This is a genomic window from Methylomagnum ishizawai (genome assembly GCF_019670005.1).
Lineage (GTDB): Bacteria > Pseudomonadota > Gammaproteobacteria > Methylococcales > Methylococcaceae > Methylomagnum > Methylomagnum ishizawai.
Map to the genome: position 1 here is coordinate 67136 of NZ_AP019784.1, position 14407 is coordinate 81542.

The 14407-nt window shown below is 67.0% G+C and carries 12 protein-coding genes; 10 read left to right on the forward strand and 2 right to left on the reverse strand.

Features of this window, described 5'->3' with window-relative positions:
- The first annotated feature begins 11 nt into the window (after positions 1 to 11).
- From K5658_RS21030 to K5658_RS21045, 4 genes are read left to right on the forward strand one after another with little or no spacing between them, the layout of a single operon-like run.
- Positions 12 to 1805, forward strand: a complete 1794-nt coding sequence (locus tag K5658_RS21030) for a glycoside hydrolase family 2 TIM barrel-domain containing protein (RefSeq protein ID WP_246628685.1) — start codon at positions 12 to 14, stop codon at positions 1803 to 1805.
- Positions 1792 to 2871, forward strand: coding sequence for a galactose-1-phosphate uridylyltransferase (gene galT / locus K5658_RS21035; protein WP_221067184.1), 1080 nt, complete (start codon positions 1792 to 1794; stop codon positions 2869 to 2871). Before K5658_RS21030 ends, galT begins: the two co-directional genes overlap by 14 nt.
- A 10-nt stretch (positions 2872 to 2881) precedes the next feature.
- Positions 2882 to 3940, forward strand: a complete 1059-nt coding sequence (galK, locus tag K5658_RS21040; protein ID WP_221067185.1) for a galactokinase — start codon at positions 2882 to 2884, stop codon at positions 3938 to 3940.
- A 20-nt stretch (positions 3941 to 3960) separates the two neighbouring features.
- Positions 3961 to 5127 (forward strand): glycoside hydrolase family 1 protein, encoded by a 1167-nt coding sequence (locus K5658_RS21045; protein WP_221067186.1) that lies wholly within the window; start codon positions 3961 to 3963, stop codon positions 5125 to 5127.
- Between the two features lie 58 nt (positions 5128 to 5185).
- Here K5658_RS21045 and K5658_RS21050 read toward each other — a convergent pair whose 3' ends face one another.
- On the reverse strand, positions 5186 to 7072 hold the full coding sequence (locus K5658_RS21050) for a potassium transporter Kup (protein WP_221067187.1): 1887 nt from the start codon (positions 7070 to 7072) through the stop codon (positions 5186 to 5188).
- Between the two features lie 490 nt (positions 7073 to 7562).
- Between K5658_RS21050 and K5658_RS21055 the strand changes: the two genes are divergently transcribed.
- Positions 7563 to 8078, forward strand: coding sequence for a YgjP-like metallopeptidase domain-containing protein (locus tag K5658_RS21055; protein WP_221067188.1), 516 nt, complete (start codon positions 7563 to 7565; stop codon positions 8076 to 8078).
- A gap of 31 nt (positions 8079 to 8109) precedes the next feature.
- On the forward strand, positions 8110 to 8553 hold the full coding sequence (locus K5658_RS21060; protein WP_221067189.1) for a YaiI/YqxD family protein: 444 nt from the start codon (positions 8110 to 8112) through the stop codon (positions 8551 to 8553).
- 219 nt (positions 8554 to 8772) lie between these two features.
- Here the strand turns inward: K5658_RS21060 and K5658_RS21065 are convergent, their stop codons facing one another.
- The gene (locus K5658_RS21065; protein WP_221067190.1) at positions 8773 to 9240 is read right to left on the reverse strand and encodes an Lrp/AsnC family transcriptional regulator; all 468 of its coding nucleotides are present in this window, start codon (positions 9238 to 9240) and stop codon (positions 8773 to 8775) included.
- Between the two features lie 327 nt (positions 9241 to 9567).
- Between K5658_RS21065 and K5658_RS21070 the strand changes: the two genes are divergently transcribed.
- From K5658_RS21070 to K5658_RS21085, 4 genes are all read left to right on the forward strand, one after another.
- On the forward strand, positions 9568 to 10329 hold the full coding sequence (locus K5658_RS21070) for a class I SAM-dependent methyltransferase (protein ID WP_221067191.1): 762 nt from the start codon (positions 9568 to 9570) through the stop codon (positions 10327 to 10329).
- A gap of 198 nt (positions 10330 to 10527) precedes the next feature.
- Positions 10528 to 11529 carry a secretion protein HlyD gene (hlyD, locus tag K5658_RS21075; protein ID WP_221067192.1) on the forward strand — a complete coding sequence of 334 codons (1002 nt, stop codon included), beginning with the start codon at positions 10528 to 10530 and terminating at the stop codon, positions 11527 to 11529.
- A 1-nt stretch (position 11530) separates the two neighbouring features.
- Complete coding sequence (locus K5658_RS21080; protein ID WP_221067193.1) at positions 11531 to 13279, forward strand: ATP-binding cassette domain-containing protein; 1749 nt, start codon at positions 11531 to 11533, stop codon at positions 13277 to 13279.
- Complete coding sequence (locus tag K5658_RS21085) at positions 13276 to 14406, forward strand: ABC transporter permease (protein WP_221067194.1); 1131 nt, start codon at positions 13276 to 13278, stop codon at positions 14404 to 14406. Before K5658_RS21080 ends, K5658_RS21085 begins: the two co-directional genes overlap by 4 nt.
- The last annotated feature ends 1 nt before the right edge of the window (position 14407 follow it).

A 14407-nucleotide genomic window follows, 5' to 3' on the forward strand; every position in this document is an offset into this window, starting at 1 on the left:
GGGGTGGCGCGATGGCGGAACAGATCGATCCCCGCTATCCCCGGCCCCAGTTGCGGCGCGGGGATTGGATGCTGCTGAACGGTCCCTGGCGGTTCCGGTTCGACGACGAACTCGGGTTCCACCTGCCGGAAGACGTACCGGATTGGCCCTTGACCATCGAAGTGCCGTTCGCCCCGGAAAGCCGCCGCAGCGGTATCGGCGACACCGGCTTCCACCGGGCCTGCTGGTATCAGCGCGATTTCAACCTGCCCGCCCACCGCGCCCCCGGCGCGCGGGTGATCCTGCATTGCGGGGCGGTGGATTGGCAGGCGCGGGTGTGGGTCAACGGGGCCAAGGTGGCGGAGCATGAGGGCGGACATACGCCGTTCGGCGCCGATATCACCTTCGCCCTGGCGGTTGGCGAGCGCCAAACCCTCACGGTCTGGGCCGAGGACGACCCCCACGACCTGGAAAAACCCCGCGGCAAACAGGATTGGCGGCTGGAACCGCATAGCATCTGGTATCCGCGCACCACCGGCATCTGGCAGAGCGTGTGGCTGGAAATCGTGGCCGAGAGCCATATCCGCGCCCTGCGCTGGTCCCCCGACCTGGACCATTGGAAGATCGGTTTGGATTTGGAGATCGGTGGCCCGCCGGTCGAGGATGCCTATGTCGGGGTACGGTTGCGTTGCGGGCGGCGCGTGCTGGCCGACGATACCTACCATGTCATCGGCGGCGAGGTCCACCACCATATCGGCCTGTCCGATCCCGGCATCGACGATTACCGCAACGAACTGTTGTGGTCGCCGGAGCGGCCCACCCTGATCGACGCCGAACTCAGGCTCTACCGTGGACAAACCGTGGTGGACGAGGTGCGCTCCTATACCGCGCTGCGCTCGATCCGGGTGCAGCGCGAGCGCATCCTGTTGAATGGCCGGCCCTATGGGCTGCGCTTGGTGCTGGACCAGGGCTATTGGCCGGATTCCCTGATGACCGCCCCCGACGACGACGCCCTCAGGCGCGATGTGGAACTGGCCAAGGCCATGGGTTTCAACGGGGTGCGCAAGCATCAGAAGATCGAAGACCCGCGCTATCTGTACTGGGCTGATACGTTGGGTTTGGCGGTGTTCAGCGAAATGCCCAGCGCCTACCGCTTCACCGGCAAGGCGGTCAATCGGTTGCTGCGGGAATGGACCGAGGTCATCGAGCGGGATATCAGCCATCCCTGCATCCTGATCTGGGTGCCGTTCAACGAATCCTGGGGCGTGCCCGACCTGTCCACGCTCCCGGCCGCCCGCGACGCGGTGCAATCCTTCTACCACCTCACCCGCGCCCTGGACCCATACCGCTTGGTGATCGGCAACGACGGTTGGGAAAGCTCGGCCACCGATATCATCGGCATCCATGATTACGATGGCGATCCCGCCCATATCCGCGCCCGCTACGGTCCCGAGGTCCAGGTGCAGGAAGTGGTGGACCGGCGCTGGGCCGGGGGGCGCATCCTGACCCTGGACGGCCATCCGCACCGGGGCCAGCCGGTGTTGCTGTCGGAATTCGGCGGGGTGGCCTATGTGCGGCCCGAGGATGGGGAGCGGCGCGGGGCTTGGGGTTATCAGCGGGTGGACGACCCGGAGGAATACCGGCGGCGGGTGCTGGCCCTGATCGAGGCGGCGCGGTGTACCGCGATGTTCAGCGGCTTTTGCTATACCCAATTCGCCGACACCTTCCAGGAAGCCAACGGCCTCCTGTTCGACGACCGCACGCCGAAGCTGCCCTTGGCCGAAATCGCCCACGCGGTCCACGGGGATTTCTATGTACATCCGTGAATTCGCCAAGCGCGATGGCCGGCATTTGAGCCTTTACAGCCGCAGGCCCATCGCCGACACCATCGGGCCTTCGCTGTTGGAAGCCCCGGCGGATGTGAATCCGCATTTGCGCTGGCATCCTTTGCGCGGCGAATGGGTGGCCTATGCCGCCTACCGCCAGACCCGCACTTTCCATCCACCGCCGGAATACAACCCGTTCGCGCCTTCGGACCACCCTGGGCATCCGACCGAACTGCCGCCCGGCGATTACGATATCGCCGTATTCGACAACCGTTTCCCGGCCCTGACCGCCCTGGCCCACGATCCCCCGGCCTGTTGGGTCGAAACCCGGCCCGCCCAGGGGCAATGCGAGGTCGTGGTGTTCAGCCAAGACCCGCAAGGGGCCTTGGGCCGCTTGCCGCTGGACCATATCGAACTGTTGCTGGAAGTCTGGGCGCGGCGCAGCGAACGGCTGGCGGCGCGGGGCGATATCCGCTATGTGCTGGCGTTCGAGAACCGGGGGGCGGAGGTGGGCGTCACCCTGCACCATCCCCATGGCCAGATTTACGCCTATCCCTTCGTGCCGCCCGTCCCGGCGCGGTCGCTGGCGAACGAGGCGGACTATTTCGGGCGGACGGGCCGGGTGTTGTTGTGCGACTTGGCGGCGGCGGAGGCCGACAGCGGCCAGCGCGTGCTGTACCGGGGACCGGAAGCCATCGCCTTCGTGCCGGCCTGGGCGCGTTACCCCTATGAAGCCTGGGTGGTCCCGACCGCCCCGGTCGCTGCGTTCGCCGCCCTGGACGGGGCGCAACGCGCCGACCTCGCCCGCGCCTTGAAAACCGTCCTGCTCAAGTACGACGGCCTGTGGCAACGGCCCTTCCCCTATCTGATGGCGTGGTACCAAGCCCCGCTGGACGGCCAGGCCCATCCCGGCTGCCAGCTCCATGCCGAGTTCTATCCCCCCTACCGTAGCGCCGACCGCCTGAAATACCTGGCCGGGACCGAATTGGCCGCCGGGATGTTCGCCAACGACGCCCTGCCGGAAGACAAGGCCAGGGAATTGCAGGCGGTGGACGCCATTTTTTGAGGAAGCACCCATGCCGGAATTTGCCGATTTGTTCGGTGGCCCGCCCGCCTTGGAAGCCAGTGCGCCGGGCCGGGTCAACCTGTTGGGCGAACACACCGACTATAACGATGGCTTCGTGTTGCCCACCGCGATCCCCCAGCGCACGCGGGTGCAGTTGGGCCGTAGCCTGGACGGCTGGAACCGCTTCTATTCGGTCCATTTCGATGGGCTGGCGAGCTACCGGGCAGGCGAGGCCGTGCCGCCGGGCTACGTGGGCTATGTGGCCGGTTGCCTGGAAATGTTGCGGGACAACTGGCCGGTGCTGGGTCCGGTCAATCTTTTGATCCGCTCGGAAGTGCCGATAGGCGCCGGCCTGTCCAGCAGCGCGGCCTTGGAGGTGGCGGTGTTGCGCGGACTCCGCGCCCTGTTCGGCCTGTCCTTGGACGATGTGGCCATCGCCCAACTGGCCCAGCAGGCCGAAATCCGGTATGCCGGGGTCCGTTGCGGCATCATGGATCAAATGGCGGCGAGCCTGGCCGACACCGGGCATATGTTATTCCTCGATACCCGCAGCCTGGAGCGGCGGCTCTTGCCTTTGCCCGAAGGCAGCGAATTGATCGTGCTGGACAGCGGCGTGCCGCGCCGCCTGGCCGGGAGCGCCTACAACCGCCGCCGCGAGGAATGCGAGGAAGCCTCCCGGCGGCTGGGCGTCGCTTCCCTGCGCGAGGTCGGGGACGAGGGCCGGGCCGGGGCTTTGCCCGAACCTTTGCGCCGCCGGGTCCGCCATGTGGTCGGCGAGAACCGGCGGGTGTTGCGGGCGGTGGCGACCGCTTCGGCGGAGGAGTTCGGCGCTTTGATGAACGCCTCGCATGCCAGCCTGCGCGATGATTTCGAGGTCTCGGTGCCGGAACTGGATACGCTGGTGGGGCTGTTGCAACGGCATCCGGCGGTCTATGGGGCGCGCCTGACCGGGGCCGGTTTCGGCGGTGCCTGCGTGGCGCTGGCGCGGGCCGGACTGGGGCAGGAGGTGAAAACCGCGGTCCTGACCGCCTACGCCGCCCAAGGCCACCAGGGCCGGGCGCTGGTGTGACCCGACCCAGGAGCAGCGCCATGACCCCATCCCATTCCACCCCCGCCTTGTTCAAATCGTTCTGGATGGCCGGCTTCGAGGGGGCCAGCCATATCAATTCCTCGGGCAAGCGCCTGGACATGGTCCAGGCCACCCAGCACGACCGGCTGGTGGAGGCGGACTATGCCATGCTGCGCGAGGCCCATATCCGGGTGGTGCGGGAAAGCGTGCGCTGGCATTTGATCGAGCGCCATGGGCGGTTCGATTTTTCCACCCTCGCGCCCATGCTGCGGGCGGCCAACGCCCAGGGGGTGCAGGTGTTGTGGACCCTGTGCCATTACGGCTGGCCGGAGGATTTGGAACTGTTCTCGCCGGAATTTCCGGGGCGGTTCGCCCGGTTCTGCGCCGCCGTGGCGGGCTATATCGCCGACCACAGCAATGCCGAGCCGTTCTATTCGCCGATCAACGAGATTTCGTTCATCTGCTGGGCCGTGTGCCATAGCGATTTGATGTCTCCCTATTCGGTGGGCAGCCATGGCCGCGACGACGAACTCAAGCGCCAATTGGTGCGGGCCAGCATCGAGTCGATCGAGGCGGTGTGGGCGGTGGACCCCCGCGCCCGTATCGTCCATGTCGATCCCATCATCCATGTGATCGCCCCGCCGGGACGGCCCGATTTGGCGGAGGCGGCGCGGCGGCAGCGCGATTCCATGTTCGAGGCCTGGGATATGCTGCGGGGCTCGCGCGATGGCGATCTGGGCGGCGCGCCCAAATACCTCGATATCATCGGTGTCAACTATTACCACTCCAACCAATGGGAATACCTGACCAACGACCGTTTGTTCTGGCACCTGGGCGACCCCCGGCGGGTTCCCCTGCGGGATTTGCTGCGCGAGGTCCACGAACGCTACCGGGTACCGATCATCGTCGGCGAGACCAGCCATGTCGGCGGCGGGCGGGCGCAGTGGGTCCGGGAAATCGCCGACGAGGTCTGCGCGGCGCGGCGGATGGGGGTGCCCTTGGAAGGCGTCTGCCTCTATCCCATCGTGGACCGCACCGATTGGGAAAACGACCAGCACTGGCATAACAGCGGCCTGTGGAACGTGGAACCGGACGGGCAGGGCGGGTTGCGGCGGGTGGCCGACGCGCCGTACCTGGCCGAACTGCTGGCCGCGCAGCGCCGCCTCGCGCAAGAAGGCTGCGTTTGAAGCGGGACTTTCCGGCACCCTTGGAAACCGCGCGATGCCGGGGCCGGCCCGGTTCCGATCAGATTTCCACCCTCACGTTGATCTCGATGACCTGCTCCGCCGGGATTTGGAAGAAATCCGGGGCGTGGGCGGCGTTCCGCAGCATGAAGGCGAACAGCTTTTCCCGCCACAGGGCCATGCCGGGGGCGGGCGTGGGCAAAGGCCGCAGGCGGCTGACGAAATAGGACGTGTCCCCAGGGCCGGAATCCAGCAAGCCGCGCCGCCGGCATTCCTCCAATATCCGGGGGACCGCGGGCAGCTCCATGAAGCCGAACCGGGCGGTCACCTGGAAAAACCCCAATCCCAAATCCTGGACCGAATAGCGGTCTGCCTCGGGCTCCCTGGGCTGTTCCGTGAACAGGACGACCAGCACGACGACCTCCTCGTGCAGGATTTTGTTATGCCTGACATTCATCAACAGCGCGTTGGGAATCCCCTCGCCCGGCGCGGCGAGGAAAACGCCCGTCCCGCGCACCCGGCCCGGCATGCCGGGCACCGTGTCGGCCATGAACCGCTCCATCGACGCCTTCTGCGGATAGAGGCGCTGGAACAAGAGGCTCCGGCCCCTGCGCCAAGTGGACATCACGACGAAAGCCGCCAGCCCGATGGCCAAAGGCAGCCAGCCCCCTTCAACGACCTTGAGCAGGTTGGCCCCGAAGAACGCTCCGTCGATCACCAGGAAGATACCCACCAGCGGCAGCAGCAAGGCCCGGTTCCAACCCCAGGCCTGCCGGGCGACCACGTAGAACAGGACGCTGGTCATCAGCATGGTGCCGGTCACGGCGATGCCGTAGGCGGCAGCCAAGCGGCTGGAACTCTGGAAACCCAGCACCAACACCAGGATGCCGATCAACAGCCAGGCATTGAGGCCGGGCAGGAAGATTTGCCCCCGTTCCGTCTCGGAGGTGTGGAGGATATGCATCCGGGGCAGGTAGCCCAGTTGGAACGCCTGCTGGGTCAACGAATAGGTGCCGGAGATCACCGCCTGGGAAGCGATCACCGTCGCCGCCGTCGCCAGTAGCGCCATCGGCACCTGGGCGGCCTCGGGGAACATCAGGAAGAACGGGTTGCGGGCCGCGCCGGGAACCGCCAGCACGGTCGCGCCCTGCCCGAAATAGTTGAGCGCCAGCGCGGGCAGGACCAGGCAGAACCAGGCGGCCCGGATCGGCCGCGCGCCGAAATGCCCCATGTCGGCGTACAGGGCCTCGGCCCCGGTCACCGCCAGCACCACCGCGCCCAACACCAGCAGCGCCGCGTGCCCGTGCGCCGCCAGGAATTCCACGGCATGCCAAGGGTTCAGGGCGCGCAGCACCCCAGGATGCTCGGCGATCCTGAACAATCCCATGCCGCCGAGGGCCAGGAACCAAACCAGCATGACCGGCCCGAAGTAGCGCCCCACCCCGGCGGTGCCATGGCGTTGGACCGCGAACAGCCCGACCAGCACCGCCAGGGTGGTCGGGATGACGTAGGGCTGGAACAGGGGCGTGGCGACCTCCAAGCCCTCGACCGCGCTCAGCACCGAAATGGCCGGGGTGATCATCCCGTCGCCGTAGAACAGGGCCGCGCCGGACAAACCGGCCATCACCAGCAGCCAGCGCCGCCAAGGCGGCCCTTGCAAGGACCGTTGGGCCAGGGCCAGCAAGGCCATGATCCCGCCCTCACCCTGGTTGTCGGCGCGCATGACGAAGGCGACATACTTGAGGGCGACCACGGACAGGAGGGTCCAGAAGAGCATCGACAGCACGCCGAGGATCACGGGTTCGACCGGGGCGGTCCCGGCGGCGTTCAAGCATTCCCTGAGGGTATACAGCGGGCTGGTTCCAATATCGCCGAAAACCACACCGAGGGCGGGTAGCGCGAGATGCCTGATCCAGTGGCGATCCGAAGCCGGGGAGTTGTTTTTCATGATCCGCTCTTATTGAAATTGAGTATCGCGCGATGGCCGCGGCCCTGGCCGGACCGTGCCCGTACCGGGCGGCATCCCATACCGCCGGGAAGCGCTCGACCGCCAAGCAGTCGCATCTTTTTCCTGGCCCGGACCAACGCCCTTCCAGCCATTCGCAATCCCGCACCCTGGCCCAGAAGTCCTCCGCCAGGCCGGACGGCCCCGGAACCAGGAAACCCAGGGGGATGTCCCGTTCCCGCTCGACCCTCTCCCCGGTCGCCAGGGGTGCCCAGCGCATGGGGAGCATATCGCAGGCCGGGGCCGGGGTGAACCGGCGCTAATCCCCGGTCGGCCTGCCGAACGCGCCCCACAGTCCCGGCGTTTCCTTAACCCAGCGCCCCATCAAGCGCCAGATAGCGCGATTGCCTTGGCTAGCGGCGGGCCGTTCCCTGGAACGCGGGACGATGTCTGCTAGAATGCCCGGCCCCCGCTGTTCCGATACCCCGTCGCGATGAAACCGAACGCACCTTCCAAGTATCTTGCCGGTTATCCGCTGGCCCTGGTGGAGCAAGTCCAGCGCCTGATCGACCAGGACCAGCTGGCCGGGGTGTTGCTGCGCAAGTACCCGGCCCCCCATGGAGTACGCACCGACAAGGCGCTGTACGCGTATGTCTCGGAGATCAAAAACACCCATCTGCGGAATGCCGGGCCGTTGAGCAAGGTGATGTTCGACGGCAAGCTCCAGATCATCCAGCATGCCCTGGGCATGCACACCACCATCGCGCGGGTGCAGGGCGCCAAGCTGCAAGCCAAGCGCGAGGTCCGGGTCGCGTCGGTCTTCAAGGACATGCCCGAAGCGTTCCTGCGGATGATCGTGGTCCACGAACTCGCGCACTTCAAGGCGCGGGACCATGACAAAGCCTTCTATCAGCTCTGCCTGCGCATGGAACCCGCCTACCACCAGTTGGAGTTCGATGTCCGGGCCTACCTCAGCCACCTGGATGCCACCGGCCAGCCACTTTGGTAGTTCCCCCCACTTTGCACCCATGGACCGAACAATGATGATCTGGGTCGATGCCGACGCCTGTCCCGCCGCCGTCAAGAGCATCCTGTTCCGGGCCGCCGACCGGACCCAGGTGACCGTCACCCTGGTCGCCAATCAAACCATTCCCATCCCACCGTCCCCATACATCAGGTCCATGCGGGTCCAGAAGGGATTCGACGTGGCCGACAACGAGATCGTCGCGCGCTTCGCGCCCGGCGACCTCGTGGTCACCGGCGATATTCCCCTGGCGGCCGAAGTGTTGAGGAAGGGCGGCCAGGCGCTCTCGCCGCGCGGCGAAGCCTTCTCGGCGGACACCATCGGCGCGCGCCTGAACATGCGCGACTTCCTCGATACCCTCCGGGCCAGCGGCATCCAGTCCGGGGGGCCGGGCGCGCTCAAGCCCAAGGATATTCAAGCATTCGCCAACGCGCTGGATAAGTTTTTGGCGCGGCGGTGAGCCGACAAGATCGGATATATGCCCGCCGAGCGGCACGGGACATCGAAAAGCCGCGAGCCCTACCTGCCTCCTTCAATCGATTCCCGATAAACCGGCGTATTCCGCTCCCCAGGGCAACTCGGGGTCCGCCCGGAGGAAGTTCCATCTCCACGGTTTGGCGGTTTTCCCGGTTTGAACAAAGCCGGACCTATCCATGGGTCGGCGCGCGCCGACCGGATATCATCCCGGCAGCGGCAAGGCGGTACGGTCGACCACCCGCCGCAGCACGAAACTGGTATGTACCCCGGCCACCCCGGCGATGCGGGTGATCCGGTTCAAGAGGAGTTCCTGGTACGCCTCCATGTCCCGGACGACCACCTTCAGCTGGTAGTCGGCCTGCTGGCCGGCGATGAGCAGGCATTCCAGCACCTCGGGGATATCGGCGATGCCGGCCTCGAAATTGGCGAAGCGCTCCGGGGTGTGCTGGTCCATGGAAATGCCGATCAGGGCCATCAGCGTCAGCCCCAGCTTCTTGGCCTCCAGGTGGGCGCGGTAGCCGACGATCAGCCCGTCCGCCTCCAAGGCCCGCACCCGGCGCAGGCAAGGCGAAGGCGACAGCCCGATGCGCTCGGCCAGGTCCTGGTTGTTGATGCGTCCGTCGGCTTGCAGCGCTTCCAAGATCATGCGGTCGTAGCGGTCGAGTGCCATGGATTTTCCCTCCAATTTTAATCGGCAATATTAATCCGATTAGTGCCAAATAGGCGCAATTTGATTGCCGAACCAGCGCATTTTGCATGCAAGAACGCAAGCGCCTGCGGGCTGGAATCGCCTAACATGGCTCCGTCATCCCCGTGTCCAGAAGTACCCACCTGCTTACCGGGGAAGGCAACGGCCCCCTCGACGCCAACCCCGTCACCGCCCCGCCCAAGGCCATCGTCGGCGGCCTCAACCGGCGCGGAATAACGTGCCAATCCGGGGGCACCATACCCCGCCGTTTAAATCGGCGGTTCCCGTCCACCTTCCATGGAGTTGCCTATGCCATCATCGAATACCCAACACTGGAACCCGGCGCAATACCGCGAGCATGCCCGGTTCGTCTCCGACCTCGGCATGCCCGTGGTGGATTGGCTGGACCCCCGGCCGGGCGAGCGGATCCTCGACCTCGGCTGCGGGGATGGCGCGTTGTCCCTCAAACTGGTGGATAGGGGCTGCGAGGTCGTCGGCGTCGATGCGAGCGCGGACATGATCGCGGCGGCCCAAGGCCTCGGGCTGGACGCCCGGGTGTTGGATGGACAATCCCTGGCCTTCGACGATGAATTCGACGCCGTTTTCTCCAACGCGGCATTGCACTGGATGAAAGCGCCGGAGCGGGTGATCGCCGGGGTATGGCGCGCCTTGAAACCGGGCGGGCGCTTCGTCGGCGAATTCGGCGGCCATGGCAACGTGGCCGTTATCGTCGCGGCGCTCGGATCGGCCCTGGCCGCGCGGGGCATGGCGGTCCCGAACCCGTGGTATTTCCCCCGCCCGGAGGAATACCAAAAGCGCCTGGAATCCCACGGCTTCGAGGTGGCACGCCTCGACCTGATTCCCCGCCCCACCCTGTTGCCGGGCGATGTGGGCGGCTGGTTGGAGACGTTCGCCCAACCCTACACCGCCGCCTTGCCGCGGGCGGAGCGGCGGGATTTCATCGCCGGGCTGGTCGAGGCCTTGCGCGGCCCCTTGTGCGACGCCAACGGCGATTGGTGGGCGGACTATGTGCGCCTACGGTTCTCGGCCACGAAACCGGATGCCGCATGACCCGGCGGTTTGAACGGCGGGTTTGATAGCGGTTTCCAGCGCGGCCATCGGGGACCGGCCATCCATACGCCGCCGAACCGCGTCCCCAGCGGAAATCCGGCGGCATCCCTCCCGGCCAAACCCATCCTGTAACCCTCCGTTCCCGCACCGGCCCGGTCTGCCATAATGATGGCGATCACCATGGGAGCCGGACCGGGAATGAAACACGCCAAAAGCTTGATATGGACAGCCTTGGGCTTGGCCACTTCCATCGCCGTCGGTGGCGATTGGCTGGACCGCCGCCAGGATCGGGGGAAGGACGACATCGTCCTCTACGGCAACGTCGATATCCGGGAAGTGGAACTGGCCTTCCGCCAAGCCGGACGGCTGGCGACCCTGGCCGTCGAGGAGGGCGACGCGGTGGAACCCGGCCAAGGGCTGGCCGAACTCGACGCCCAGCCGTTCCGGGACGCCCTCGCCGCCGCCGAGGCCGGGGAGCGGCAGGCACGGGCCGAATTGGAAAAGCTGCGCCGGGGCTACCGCCCGCAGGAAATCGCCGAGGCCGAACAAGCCGTCCGCCAAGCCGAGGCCGCGCTGGAATACGCGGCGGGCGAACTCGGGCGGCAGGGCGCGGTGGTCGGTTCCGGGGCCACCACCCGGCATAGCTACGACCTGGCCCGTTCGGCGCGGGACCAGGCCGCCGCCCAGTGGGCGGCGGCGCGGGCGGTGTGGTCCCTGCGCAAGGAAGGCTACCGCCGCGAGGATATCGCCATCGCCGAGGCCAAGCTGGCCGGGGCCGAAGCGGCGGTGGCCCAGGCCAGGACGGCCCTGGCCGACACCCGTTTGACCGCGCCCGCCCCGGCCATCGTCCTCGCCCGCGTCCGCGAGGCCGGGAGCATGGTCAATGCCAGCGCCCCGGTGTATACCCTGTCCCTGCGCGATCCGGTCTATGTCCGCGCCTATGTGGACGAACCCCATCTCGGACGGGTCGTACCCGGCGCGGAAGTCAGCCTCCAATCGGATTCTTCGGGCAAAATCTACCGGGGCCGGATCGGCTTCGTTTCGCCCCGCGCCGAATTCACGCCCAAATCGGTGGAAACCACCGAACTCCGTACCGATCTGGTCTACCGCCTGCGCATCGTGGTCGCCAACGCCGACCCGGGCTTGCGCCAGGGGATGCCGGTGACGGTCCGGGTCGGCGGCGGCGCGGCGGGCCGTTGAAATGGAGACGGCACCGCCCCCCGCCGTCGCCGGCACCGGCTTGACCAAGTATTTCGGCAAGACCGAAGCCTTGCGCGGCTTGACCCTGGCAATCCACCCCGGCCGCCTGACCGGCTTGGTCGGCCCGGACGGGGCCGGCAAAACCACCCTGATGCGGCTCATGGCGGGCCTGATGCGGCCCAGCGGTGGCAGCCTCAAGGTCTTGGGCCTGGACGTGGCGCGGGACGCGGCCCGCATCCCCGAACTCACCGGCTATATGCCCCAACGCTTCGGCCTCTACGAAGACCTGTCGGTCCTGGAGAACCTGCGGCTTTACGCCCGGCTGCGCGGCCTGGAGGCGCGGTCGCTCCGGGAACATTTCGACCGCCTGCTGGGCTTCACGCGGCTCGCGCCGTTCACCGAACGGCTGGCCGGGCGCTTGTCGGGCGGCATGAAACAAAAGCTGGGCTTGGCCTGCGCCTTGATCGCCAGCCCCCGGCTGTTGCTGTTGGACGAACCGGGGGTCGGGGTCGATCCGGTCAGCCGCCAGGATCTATGGCGCATGGTCCATGCCCTGACCGCCGAAGGCGTGGCGGTGGTCTGGGCCACGGCCTATCTCGACGAGGCCGAGCGCTGCGATAGCGTCGTCCTGCTCAACGAGGGCAAGATCGAGTTCGACGGCCCACCCGCCGCCTTGACCGCCCGGCTGGCCGAGCGCAGCCTCTGTCTCGCCGCGCCCCGGCAGGACCGCCGCCTGGTGTTGGCGCGGGCCTTGGACCTGGCCTCGGTCTGCGATGGCACGATCCAGGGCGATTCGGTGCGGGTGGTGTTGCGGCGGGACGCGGGACGCGCCGAAATCCAAACCCTGGCGGACGCGGTGGAGGCCGAACTGGTCCCGGTGGCCCCACGGTTCGAGGACGGCTTCATCGATCTCCTGGGCGGCGGACCGGGCGGCACCTCGGCCCTGGCCGAACGCTTCGGTCCGGTCGCGCTGGAATCCGGGTTCGCGGTGGAATGCCGGGCGCTCACCCGCCGCTTCGGCGCGTTCCTCGCCGCCGACCGGGTGGATTTCCAGGTGCGCCAGGGCGAGATTTTCGGCTTGCTCGGTCCCAACGGCGCGGGCAAATCCACCACCTTCAAGATGCTGTGCGGCTTGCTCAAGCCGAGTTCCGGCGAAGCCCTGGTGGCGGGTTTGAACCTCCGCACCTCGACCAGCGCGGCCAAGAGCCGCCTCGGCTACATGGCCCAGAAATTCTCGCTGTACGGGCTGTTGTCGGTGCGGCAGAACCTGGAATTCTCGGCGGGCGTCTACGGCCTCGCCGGGGCGGCGAAACGCGACCGGGTCGCGGAGATGATCGAAATCTTCCACCTCGAAAGCTACCTCAAAGCCTCCCCGGACCAGTTGCCGCTGGGTTATAAGCAGCGCTTGGCCCTGGCCTGCGCGGTGATGCACGCACCGCCGGTGCTGTTCTTGGACGAACCCACCTCGGGCGTCGATCCCATCACCCGGCGCGAATTCTGGACCCATATCAACGGCTTGGTGCGCAAGGGCGTGACCGTGCTGGTGACCACGCATTTCATGGACGAGGCCGAATATTGCGACCGGGTGGCCCTGATGTACCAGGCCCAGGTGATCGCGCTCGACACGCCCACCGCGCTGGAACGGCAAGCCGCCCGGCCCGGCCTGGAGCAGCCATCCATGGAGCAGGCGTTCATCCACCTGATCGAAGCCGTGGACGCCGCCGCGGACACCCCACGGGGGGCGGCATGAAGCGGTGGCCGGGACCGGACCCGCGCCGGGTGTGGGCGCTGGCCTGGAAGGAAGCGCTGCAAATCGTGCGCGATCCTTCGGTCATCCTGGTCGCCTTCGTGTTGCCCGCCGTGATGCTGTTCCTGTTCGCCTACGCCGTGTCCCTGGATATTAAAACCGTGCCCATCGGCGTGGTCCTGGAATCCGACGGCGGCGAGGCGCAATCCTTGGCGGCGGCGTTCGCCTCGACCCGTTATTTCGTGGCGGTGCCGGCCCGGGACCGGCGGGCGGTGGCCGCAGACCTCGTGGGCGGACGCCTGCGCGGTTTCGTGGTGATCCCCCAGGATTTCGAGCGCAGGCTACAAGGCGGGACGCCCGGCCCTTGGGTCCAGGTGGTGACCGATGGTTCGCAGCCCAATACCGCCAGTTTCGTCGCCAGCTATGCCCAGGGCGTGGTGAACGCTTGGCGGGCGTCGCGGCGGACCGGGCCGGCCGGCGGCGGCATCGACCTGGAACCCCGGTTCTGGTTCAACCCGGAGATCGAGAGCCGCCGCTTCCTGGTTCCGGGGGCCATCGCCGTGGTCATGACCATCATCGGCACCTTGTTGACCGCCCTGGTGGTGGCGCGGGAATGGGAACGCGGCACCATGGAGGCGATCCTGTCCACGCCGGCCTCGGTGGGCGAGATCATCGCCGGGAAGCTGTTGCCCTATCTGGCGCTGGGCCTCGGGGCCACGTTCCTGTCAGCGGCGATGGCGGTGACGGTGTTCGGCGTGCCCTTGCGCGGCTCCTGGCTGGCTTTGCTGGCCTTGTCCCTGGCCTTCATGTTCCCGGCGCTGGGCCAGGGCTTGCTGATTTCGACCCTGGCGCGGAACCAGTTCATCGCCTCCCAGTTGGCCTTGTTCTCGGGCTTCCTGCCCGCCTTCCTGCTGTCGGGATTTTTATTCGAGATCGATTCCATGCCCGCCCCGGTCCGCGCCCTGACCTATATCGTCGCGGCCCGCTATTTCGTGTCGTCCTTGCAGACCGTGTTCCTGGCCGGGGATGTATGGGCCTTGCTGCTGCCCAATATCGCGGCCCTGCTCGCCATCGGACTGGCCTTGTTCGCCCTGGTCCGCCTGAAGACCCGCAAATCCCTGGATGTATGAG

Excerpts from the sequence above, each read along its gene's own strand:
- K5658_RS21085 (WP_221067194.1), top strand. The coding sequence starts at position 13,276 with ATGAAGCGGTGGCCGGGACCGGACCCGCGCCGGGTGTGGGCGCTGGCC.
- K5658_RS21070 (WP_221067191.1), top strand. The coding sequence starts at position 9,568 with ATGCCATCATCGAATACCCAACACTGGAACCCGGCGCAATACCGCGAG.
- K5658_RS21065 (WP_221067190.1), bottom strand. The coding sequence starts at position 9,240 with ATGGCACTCGACCGCTACGACCGCATGATCTTGGAAGCGCTGCAAGCC.
- K5658_RS21055 (WP_221067188.1), top strand. The coding sequence starts at position 7,563 with ATGAAACCGAACGCACCTTCCAAGTATCTTGCCGGTTATCCGCTGGCC.
- K5658_RS21060 (WP_221067189.1), top strand. The coding sequence starts at position 8,110 with ATGATGATCTGGGTCGATGCCGACGCCTGTCCCGCCGCCGTCAAGAGC.
- K5658_RS21045 (WP_221067186.1), top strand. The coding sequence starts at position 3,961 with ATGACCCCATCCCATTCCACCCCCGCCTTGTTCAAATCGTTCTGGATG.
- K5658_RS21080 (WP_221067193.1), top strand. The coding sequence starts at position 11,531 with ATGGAGACGGCACCGCCCCCCGCCGTCGCCGGCACCGGCTTGACCAAG.
- galT (WP_221067184.1), top strand. The coding sequence starts at position 1,792 with ATGTACATCCGTGAATTCGCCAAGCGCGATGGCCGGCATTTGAGCCTT.
- K5658_RS21030 (WP_246628685.1), top strand. The coding sequence starts at position 12 with ATGGCGGAACAGATCGATCCCCGCTATCCCCGGCCCCAGTTGCGGCGC.
- hlyD (WP_221067192.1), top strand. The coding sequence starts at position 10,528 with ATGAAACACGCCAAAAGCTTGATATGGACAGCCTTGGGCTTGGCCACT.
- K5658_RS21050 (WP_221067187.1), bottom strand. The coding sequence starts at position 7,072 with ATGAAAAACAACTCCCCGGCTTCGGATCGCCACTGGATCAGGCATCTC.
- galK (WP_221067185.1), top strand. The coding sequence starts at position 2,882 with ATGCCGGAATTTGCCGATTTGTTCGGTGGCCCGCCCGCCTTGGAAGCC.